Origin of the sequence: Streptomyces racemochromogenes (assembly GCF_044129415.1) — a bacterium.
Classification (GTDB): domain Bacteria; phylum Actinomycetota; class Actinomycetes; order Streptomycetales; family Streptomycetaceae; genus Streptomyces; species Streptomyces racemochromogenes_A.
In genome coordinates, this window is the sequence record NZ_JBBDHD010000095.1 from 20112 (window position 1) to 27097 (window position 6986).

Annotated in this window: 9 protein-coding genes; 8 read left to right on the forward strand and 1 reads right to left on the reverse strand. The window is 72.8% G+C overall.

Annotated features, from left to right (window positions below; translation table 11 throughout):
- The first annotated feature begins 39 nt into the window (after positions 1–39).
- The 5 genes from WDV06_RS27485 (at position 40) to WDV06_RS27505 (ending at position 4847) form a co-directional block, all read left to right on the forward strand.
- The gene (locus tag WDV06_RS27485) at positions 40–1173 is read left to right on the forward strand and encodes a CE1758 family FMN-dependent luciferase-like monooxygenase (protein WP_395512482.1); all 1134 of its coding nucleotides are present in this window, start codon (positions 40–42) and stop codon (positions 1171–1173) included.
- Positions 1174–1211: 38 nt separating this feature from the next.
- Positions 1212–1625, forward strand: coding sequence for a DUF3151 domain-containing protein (locus WDV06_RS27490; RefSeq protein WP_366449833.1), 414 nt, complete (start codon positions 1212–1214; stop codon positions 1623–1625).
- A gap of 130 nt (positions 1626–1755) precedes the next feature.
- Positions 1756–2604, forward strand: a complete 849-nt coding sequence (locus WDV06_RS27495) for a tryptophan 2,3-dioxygenase family protein (RefSeq protein ID WP_395512483.1) — start codon at positions 1756–1758, stop codon at positions 2602–2604.
- The gene (kynU, locus tag WDV06_RS27500; RefSeq protein ID WP_395512484.1) at positions 2597–3799 is read left to right on the forward strand and encodes a kynureninase; all 1203 of its coding nucleotides are present in this window, start codon (positions 2597–2599) and stop codon (positions 3797–3799) included. The genes WDV06_RS27495 and kynU overlap by 8 nt, the downstream gene beginning before the upstream one ends.
- A 172-nt stretch (positions 3800–3971) precedes the next feature.
- A complete protein-coding gene (locus WDV06_RS27505) occupies positions 3972–4847 on the forward strand; it encodes an alpha/beta hydrolase family protein (RefSeq protein WP_395512485.1) in 876 nt (291 codons plus the stop codon).
- Here WDV06_RS27505 and WDV06_RS27510 read toward each other — a convergent pair.
- Positions 4772–5233, reverse strand: coding sequence for a hypothetical protein (locus tag WDV06_RS27510; protein WP_395512486.1), 462 nt, complete (start codon positions 5231–5233; stop codon positions 4772–4774). The two genes, WDV06_RS27505 and WDV06_RS27510, sit on opposite strands and share 76 nt — an antisense overlap.
- 123 nt (positions 5234–5356) lie before the next feature.
- On the opposite strand from WDV06_RS27510, the gene WDV06_RS27515 reads away from it, so the two are divergent.
- The 3 genes from WDV06_RS27515 to WDV06_RS27525 are packed head-to-tail and all read left to right on the forward strand — an operon-like array spanning position 5357 to position 6875.
- Entirely contained in the window at positions 5357–6193 is an 837-nt protein-coding gene (locus tag WDV06_RS27515) for a helix-turn-helix domain-containing protein (RefSeq protein WP_395512487.1), read from the forward strand.
- Positions 6190–6432: a DUF397 domain-containing protein gene (locus tag WDV06_RS27520; RefSeq protein ID WP_395512488.1), complete on the forward strand. Its 243-nt coding sequence runs from the start codon at positions 6190–6192 to the stop codon at positions 6430–6432. Before WDV06_RS27515 ends, WDV06_RS27520 begins: the two co-directional genes overlap by 4 nt.
- A gap of 20 nt (positions 6433–6452) precedes the next feature.
- Positions 6453–6875, forward strand: coding sequence for a hypothetical protein (locus WDV06_RS27525; protein WP_395512489.1), 423 nt, complete (start codon positions 6453–6455; stop codon positions 6873–6875).
- Positions 6876–6986 lie beyond the last annotated feature (111 nt).

Sequence of the window (6986 nt, forward strand, 5' to 3'; positions counted from 1 at the left end):
GCGCCGGCACGGGAGGCGTCACGAAGGCGGGAGCAGGGCGTGCAGTTCGGCATCTTCTCGGTCGGCCAGCTGGCCCCCGACCCCCGGGCCGGCCGGATGCCGACCGAACACGAGCGCATCCGGGCCATGACCGCCCTCGCCGTCCGCGCGGAGGAGGCCGGCCTCGACGTCTTCGCCACCGGCGAGCACCACAATCCGCCCTACGTCTGCTCCTCCCCGGCCACCCTGCTCGCGTACGTGGCCGCCCGCACCCGGCGGCTGGTCCTCTCCACCGCCACCACCCTGATCACCACCAACGACCCGGTGCGCGTCGCCGAGGAGTACGCGCTGCTCCAGCACCTGGCGGGCGGCCGGCTCGACCTGATCACCGGCCGGGGCGACACCCCCGACGCCTACCCCTGGTTCGGCCAGGACCTCCGCGAGGCCCCGGCCCTGGCCCGTGAGAACTACGCCCTGCTGCACCGCCTCTGGCGCGAGACCGACGTCGACTGGCGGGGCCGCTCCCGGGCCCGCCTGGACGGCTTCACCTCCACGCCCCGCCCGCTGGACGGCGTACCGCCGTTCGTGTGGCACGCCTCGGTGCGCTCCCCGCAGGCCGCCGAGCTGGCCGCCCACTACGGCGACGGCTTCTTCGCCGGCAACCTCCTCGCCCCGGTGGAGCACTACGCCCGCCTGGTCGAGCTCTACCGCACCCGGTACGCCGAGCACGGCCACGGCACCCCCGAACAGGCCATCGTCGGCGTCGGCGGGCAGCTGTTCGTACGGGCCCGGTCGCAGGACGCACTGAGCGAGTTCCGCCCCTATTTCGGCCGCTCCCCGGCGTACGGGGGGCACTGGTCCCTGGAGGAGTGCACGGCCCGGACCCCGCTGACCGTGGGCAGCCCGGCCGAGGCCATCGAGAAGATCCTCGGCTTCCGCGAGGCCTACGGCCACTACCAGCGCCAGCTCTTCGCCGTCGACCACGCCGGGATCCCGCTCCGGACGGCGCTGGAGCAGATCGACATCCTGGGCGAGCACATCGTCCCGGCCCTGCGCCGGGAACTCGCCGCGACCCGCCCCGCGGCGGCTCCCCCGGCCCCCCGCCACCCGGCGGCACCGGCCCGCCCGGCCCCCGCCACCCCGAGGGCGGACCCCTCCGGCACCCGGCCGGCGGAGACGCGGACCGGGGTGTGACCGTCCGGTCGACGGGACGCGTCGGACACACTGATCCCATGTCGATTCACCAGAACCTGCTCGGGGGCCCCGCCCCCACCCACCTGCCCGACGAGCCCGCGCCCCGCGAGGCCCTCGCCGCCGGCACCGCCCCCGCCGAGGTGGCCGCCGCCCACCCGACCTCCTCCCTGGCCTGGGCCGCCCTCGCCGACGAGGCCTTCGCCGCCGGCCGGACCGTCGAGTCGTACGCGTACGCCCGTACCGGCTACCACCGCGGCCTGGACGCGCTGCGCCGCGCCGGCTGGAAGGGCCACGGCCCGGTGCCGTGGGAGCACGAGCCGAACCGCGGCTTCCTGCGGGCCCTGCACGCCCTGGCCCGCGCCGCCGGCGCCATTGGCGAGAAGGACGAGTACGAGCGCTGCTCGACCTTCCTGCGCGACTCCTCCCCGACCGCGGCGGACACGCTCGCGTAACGCCCGGGCCGATTGCCCTAGAGGCGCCCCGGATCTCCTGTTTATGATGCGATGCAGGGGACCGGGGCTCCACTTATCCCAATCGGAAGGAGCGGACCGCTACCCGGAAGCACGTGTCGAGGAGACAGCGATGTCGCACGCCCTTGATGCCTCCGGAGCCGGTTCGGACACCCCGAACCTCGACTTCGACGGCACCACCCCCTACGAGGACTACGTCCAGGCGGACGTCCTCACCCACCTCCAGCACCTGCGCTCGGACGACCCGGGCGAGATGGTCTTCCTGGTCACGACCCAGGTCATGGAGCTGTGGTTCACCGTGATCGTCCACGAGTGGGAGACCGCCGCGCGCGCCCTGCGCGAGGACGACATCCCGGTCGCGATGGACGCGCTGAAACGATCCCTCAGGGAGCTGGAGGCGCTCAACCACTCCTGGCGGCCGCTGGCGCAGCTCACCCCCGCGCAGTTCAACGCCTACCGCGGCGCCCTCGGCGAGGGTTCCGGTTTCCAGTCCGCGATGTACCGCCGGATGGAGTTCCTCCTCGGCGAGAAGTCCGCGTCCATGCTGGTCCCGCACCGCGGCGCCCCCCGCGTCCACGCCGAGCTGGAGAAGGCCCTCCACGAGCCCGGGCTCTACGACGAGACCCTGCGCCTGCTCGCCCGCCGCGGCCTGCCCGTCCCGCAGTCGGTCCTGGACCGCGACCTCTCCCGGCGCTACGAGCCCTCCGCCGAGGTGGAGGCCGTCTGGACGGAGCTCTACGCCGACCCCACCGGCACCCACGCCGACCTGCACCGCCTCGGCGAGGTCCTCACCGACGTGGCCGAGCTGGTGTGGCGCTGGCGCAACGACCACCTGGTCGCCACCCGCCGGGCGATGGGCGCCAAGACCGGCACGGGCGGCTCCGCCGGGGTGACCTGGCTGGAGAAGCGCGCCTCCAAGAACGTCTTCCCCGAGCTCTGGACGGCCCGCAGCCATGTCTGACGCGATACTCCGGGACCTCCAGGCCCGCGCCGCCCGCCTCGACGCCGAGGACCCCCTCGGCAAGCTGCGCGAGCGCTTCACCCTCCCCGACGGCCTCGTCTACCTCGACGGCAACTCCCTCGGCGCCCTGCCGGCCGGGGTCCCCGGTGCGGTGGCCGACGTGGTCCACCGCCAGTGGGGCGAGCTGCTCATCCGCTCCTGGGACGAGAGCGGCTGGTGGACCGCGCCCGAGCGGATCGGCGACCGCATCGCCCCGCTCGTCGGCGCCGCCCCCGGGCAGGTCACCGTCGGCGACTCCACCAGCGTCAACCTCTTCAAGGCCCTCGTCGGCGCGGCCCGCCTGGCCGCGCCCGGCCGGACCCGGATGCTCGTCGACGCCACGACCTTCCCCACCGACGGCTACATCGCCGCCTCCGCCGCCCGGATGACCGGACTGGAACCGGTCCCCGTCGACCCTTCCGACGCGGCGGAGGCCTTCGGCTCCGACACGGCCGTGGTCCTGCTCAACCACGTCGACTACCGCACCGGCCGGCTGCACGACCTGCCCGCCCTCACCGCGGCCGCCCACGCGGCGGGCGCGCTGATCGTCTGGGACCTCTGCCACAGCGCCGGAGCCCTCCCCGTCGGCCTGGACGCCCACGCCGTCGACCTCGCGGTCGGCTGCACGTACAAGTACCTCAACGGCGGCCCCGGCTCCCCGGCGTACCTGTACGTGGCCCAGCGCCACCAGGCCGCCTTCGACTCCCCGCTGCCCGGCTGGAACAGCCACGCCGAGCCCTTCGCGATGACCCCGGAGTACACGCCCGCCCAGGGCGCCGCCCGGGTGCGCGTCGGGACCCCGGACATCCTGTCCATGCTGGCCCTGGAGGCCTCCCTCGACGCCTGGGAGGGCGTGGACGTCGAGGCGGTCCGCGCGAAGTCCCTCGCCCTGACCGACTTCTTCCTCGACTGCGTGGCGGCGTACGTCCCGCCGGGCCTGGTCGAGGTGGTCACCCCGGAGGAGCACGCCCACCGCGGCAGCCAGGTCTCCCTGCGCACGGCGGGCGCCCGCGAGGTGATGGCGGAGCTCATCTCCCGCGGCATCGTGGGCGACTTCCGCGCCCCCGACGTCCTGCGCTTCGGGTTCACCCCGCTCTACGTCGGATTCGCCGACGCCGAGCGCGCGGCGCGCACGCTGGGTCACATTTTCGGGTGACGCGGTAGCGAAACGTCACTCCACGGGGCGGACGGGGCTGTGGCTCCGTCCGCCCCCGTGCGGACTCGTCCCGACGGCGAGGGGTGTGTGACAGCCTGATACGGTCCCGCTCTGCCGGAAACACCGGAACATCTGTCCCCGCTGTCACACGCGTTACCGAGAGGTCGAGCCGATGACGGACCCCGCAGTCGAACGGGACGCCGCCGAGGCCGACGCGGCCTTCGCGCACCCCCCGGTCGCACCGGACGCGAGCGCGGCGTACGGGGAACACCCCGACCAGGTCATCGACTTCTACGCCCCGCGCGGGGACTCCTGCGGCCCGGCCCCGCTCGTCGTCGTCCTGCACGGAGGCGCCTGGCGCGCCCCGTACGACCGCCTGCACGTCACCCCGTTCGCGGACTTCCTGGCCCGGCGGGGTTTCGCCGTCGCCAACGTCGAGTACCGGCGCGGGAGTTCCCTGCCGCACCAGGGCTCCGGGTCTCCGGTCGCGGGCCGCTGGCCGGAGACCTTCGACGACGTCGCCGCCGCCATGGACGCCCTGCCGGGTCTGCTCGGCGAGGCCCTGCCGTCCGCCGACCCCCGCCGGACCGTGGTCACGGGCCACTCCGCGGGCGGGCACCTCGCGCTGTGGGCCGCCGCCCGGCACGTCCTGCCGTCCGGCTCCCCGTGGCGGCTGCCTTCCCCGCCGCAGCTGCGCGGCGTGGTGGCGCTGGCCCCCATCGCGGACTTCGAGGTCGCGGAGAAGCTCGGCGTGTGCGGCGGGGCCTGTGCCCAGCTGCTGGGCGGCCCGGCCCACTGGGACGCCCGCCGCCCCTCGGCGGACCCCGCCTCGCTGCTGCCGACGGGCATCGCGACGACGGTCGTCCAGGGGCGGGAGGACATCGTGGTCCCGCCGGCGGTGGCGGAGTCGTACGTGGCCGCGGCGGCGAAGGCGGGGGAGATGGTCGGTCTGACCCTGGTCGAGGGGGTCGGTCACTTCCCGCTGATCGACCCGGCGGCGGACGCCTGCGCGGTGGTGGCGGAGGAGATCTCGCAGCTGGCCTGGTAGAGCCCGGCCGCGCGGTGCAGCAGCAGCGCGTGCACGAACCGGTCCTCGGCCCGGGGCGGACACCGCCAGGTCAGGGGCCAGGCCCCGTCGAGGGCGGGGACGGGGATGTACGTCGTCCGGTGCGGCCCGGCCGTGAGCCGCCGGAACCCGGGCGGCCACATCCGGTACTGGGCACTGCCGACCGGGATCAGGAAGTAGACCGGCCGGCGCCCGTTGGCCTGCACGACGATGGGCCCGGGGTCACCGCCCGTGAGCGTGACGAGCAGATCGGCGAGGTCCCGTCCCATGTCACCGTCCACACGTAGGGCGTCAAACTGCACGCCGGCCTTGCGGAACGCGATACCGGCGGGCGGGAGCCAGGTGGGGGTGTCGCTTTCGGTGTTCATGCGCCCAGGGTGATGGCTCAGCCCTACCGTTTTCCATAACGCTGAGTCGAGGGCTCGTAACGGTAGGAATTCGGCCGGTGCTGGTTGAGGTCGGTTGAGTCCGGTTGAGTGGGGGTGTGCTCCATGGCGAAGGCAGCCAACAAGGAGAGGGCGGGCGGTGCGACCCGTCTGGTGGCCCATCTGGCCCGTGTCCTCAGGGAGAAGGCAAATCTGACCCAGAAGGAGCTGGGTAGGCGTCTCGGCTACTCCGCTGCGGCGATCAGCGCGGTCGAGACGGGCGCGCAGCCGGCGAGCGACGCCATGCTGATCGGGTTGGAGGCGGAGATCGGCGAGGGGCTGGGGGTCTTCGAGGCGGCGCGGGAGTGGGTATCGAGGGACAAGTACCCGGACCTGTTCCAGGACTTCGCGGGAATCGAGCCGACGGCGCTGACGATTTCGTCGTATCAACCGCTCGTGATTGACGGTTTGTTCCAGACCGAGGAGTACGCGACTGCCCTGATCGAGGGCGGCTTCCCTCCGGTTTCGAACGAGCGGGTGCGTGAGCTGGTCGAGGGGCGCATGGCACGCAAGGTGCTCTTCGACCGTGACCCAGTGCCGCTGATTGAGCTGATCGTCGCGGAGGACGTCCTGCGGCGCCAGGTCGGCAGCGAGCAGACGATGCGTGACCAGCTGCGATGCCTGCTGTTCCACGCCGAGCGAAGGAGCGTCACGATCCAGGTCCTGCCACTGAAACCTGCGCCACGAACCGATAGCGCTGGGCTCTACGGTCCGCTGAAATTGGTCGAAACGGTGGCACATAAGCGGCTCGTCTACCTGGAGGTCCAGGACGAGAGCCTGCTGATCAGCGACCCTGGAAAGGTAAGCATGTACTTTCAGCGACATGCAAGAATCCGTGCGCAGGCCCTGAGCCCGGACGAATCATTGAGCCTGATTCAGGAGTTGGCGGGAGTGAGTCAATGAGTGGCGCCCGACGGTGGTTGAAGTCCAGCTACAGCAGCGATGCGGGTGGCCAGTGCGCCGAAGTGGCCTACGACTGGATCAAGTCGAGCTACAGCAGCCCCAATGGCGGTGACTGCGTCGAGGTGGCGGGGTGCCCCCACGCCGTCCGCGTCCGGGACTCCAAGAACCTCGGCCCCACCCTCACCCTGGACCCCACGGCCTGGGCCGGCTTCACCAACTGGGCGGCCGGGCAGGCGTAGTGCCGACCTGGGCGCTCCTCATGGAGCAGAACATCGCCAGGGGGCACGGGTTGGCCTGGTCGCTCAGCGTCCTGGGCCACGTGGAGGGGACCAGGGAAGAGGCTCAGGCCGCCCTCCGTGAACGGGCGGACCGGTTCGACCCCGCGCTCTTCAGCAAGGTGACACGACGGCGGCTCTACGGCGACGGCGACGGTTTCATGCTGCTCGTCGAGGGCCGCCTCGCACGTGCCTGGCACTACCGGTTCAGGATCGCCGAGCTACTCGAAGACAGCGCCCCGCCCCCGCCCCCACCGCCGGAACCCAAGCCGGAGCCCGTGGAGCGGTGGCAGCCCCCGAGCCCCCGTTCACCCAAGCCCCCGAGGCCCCCGCAACCACCGGCCGCGCGGCACGAGGTCGACATCCCGGAGCGCCCTGCCTGGCTCGGACGGGACGACCTGGCCTGACCCCCTCGGACGGTCTCGGAGAAGGGCTGGGGGCTTCCCGTCAGTCCCACTGTCCTTCCGGTTCGGGCCGGCCTGTCAAGGGCGCTCCTTCGTCGCGTCGCTGCGCGATGG

Excerpts from the sequence above, each read along its gene's own strand:
- WDV06_RS27525 (WP_395512489.1), top strand. The coding sequence starts at position 6,453 with ATGGAGCAGAACATCGCCAGGGGGCACGGGTTGGCCTGGTCGCTCAGC.
- WDV06_RS27520 (WP_395512488.1), top strand. The coding sequence starts at position 6,190 with ATGAGTGGCGCCCGACGGTGGTTGAAGTCCAGCTACAGCAGCGATGCG.
- WDV06_RS27515 (WP_395512487.1), top strand. The coding sequence starts at position 5,357 with ATGGCGAAGGCAGCCAACAAGGAGAGGGCGGGCGGTGCGACCCGTCTG.
- WDV06_RS27510 (WP_395512486.1), bottom strand. The coding sequence starts at position 5,233 with ATGAACACCGAAAGCGACACCCCCACCTGGCTCCCGCCCGCCGGTATC.
- WDV06_RS27490 (WP_366449833.1), top strand. The coding sequence starts at position 1,212 with ATGTCGATTCACCAGAACCTGCTCGGGGGCCCCGCCCCCACCCACCTG.
- kynU (WP_395512484.1), top strand. The coding sequence starts at position 2,597 with ATGTCTGACGCGATACTCCGGGACCTCCAGGCCCGCGCCGCCCGCCTC.
- WDV06_RS27495 (WP_395512483.1), top strand. The coding sequence starts at position 1,756 with ATGTCGCACGCCCTTGATGCCTCCGGAGCCGGTTCGGACACCCCGAAC.
- WDV06_RS27505 (WP_395512485.1), top strand. The coding sequence starts at position 3,972 with ATGACGGACCCCGCAGTCGAACGGGACGCCGCCGAGGCCGACGCGGCC.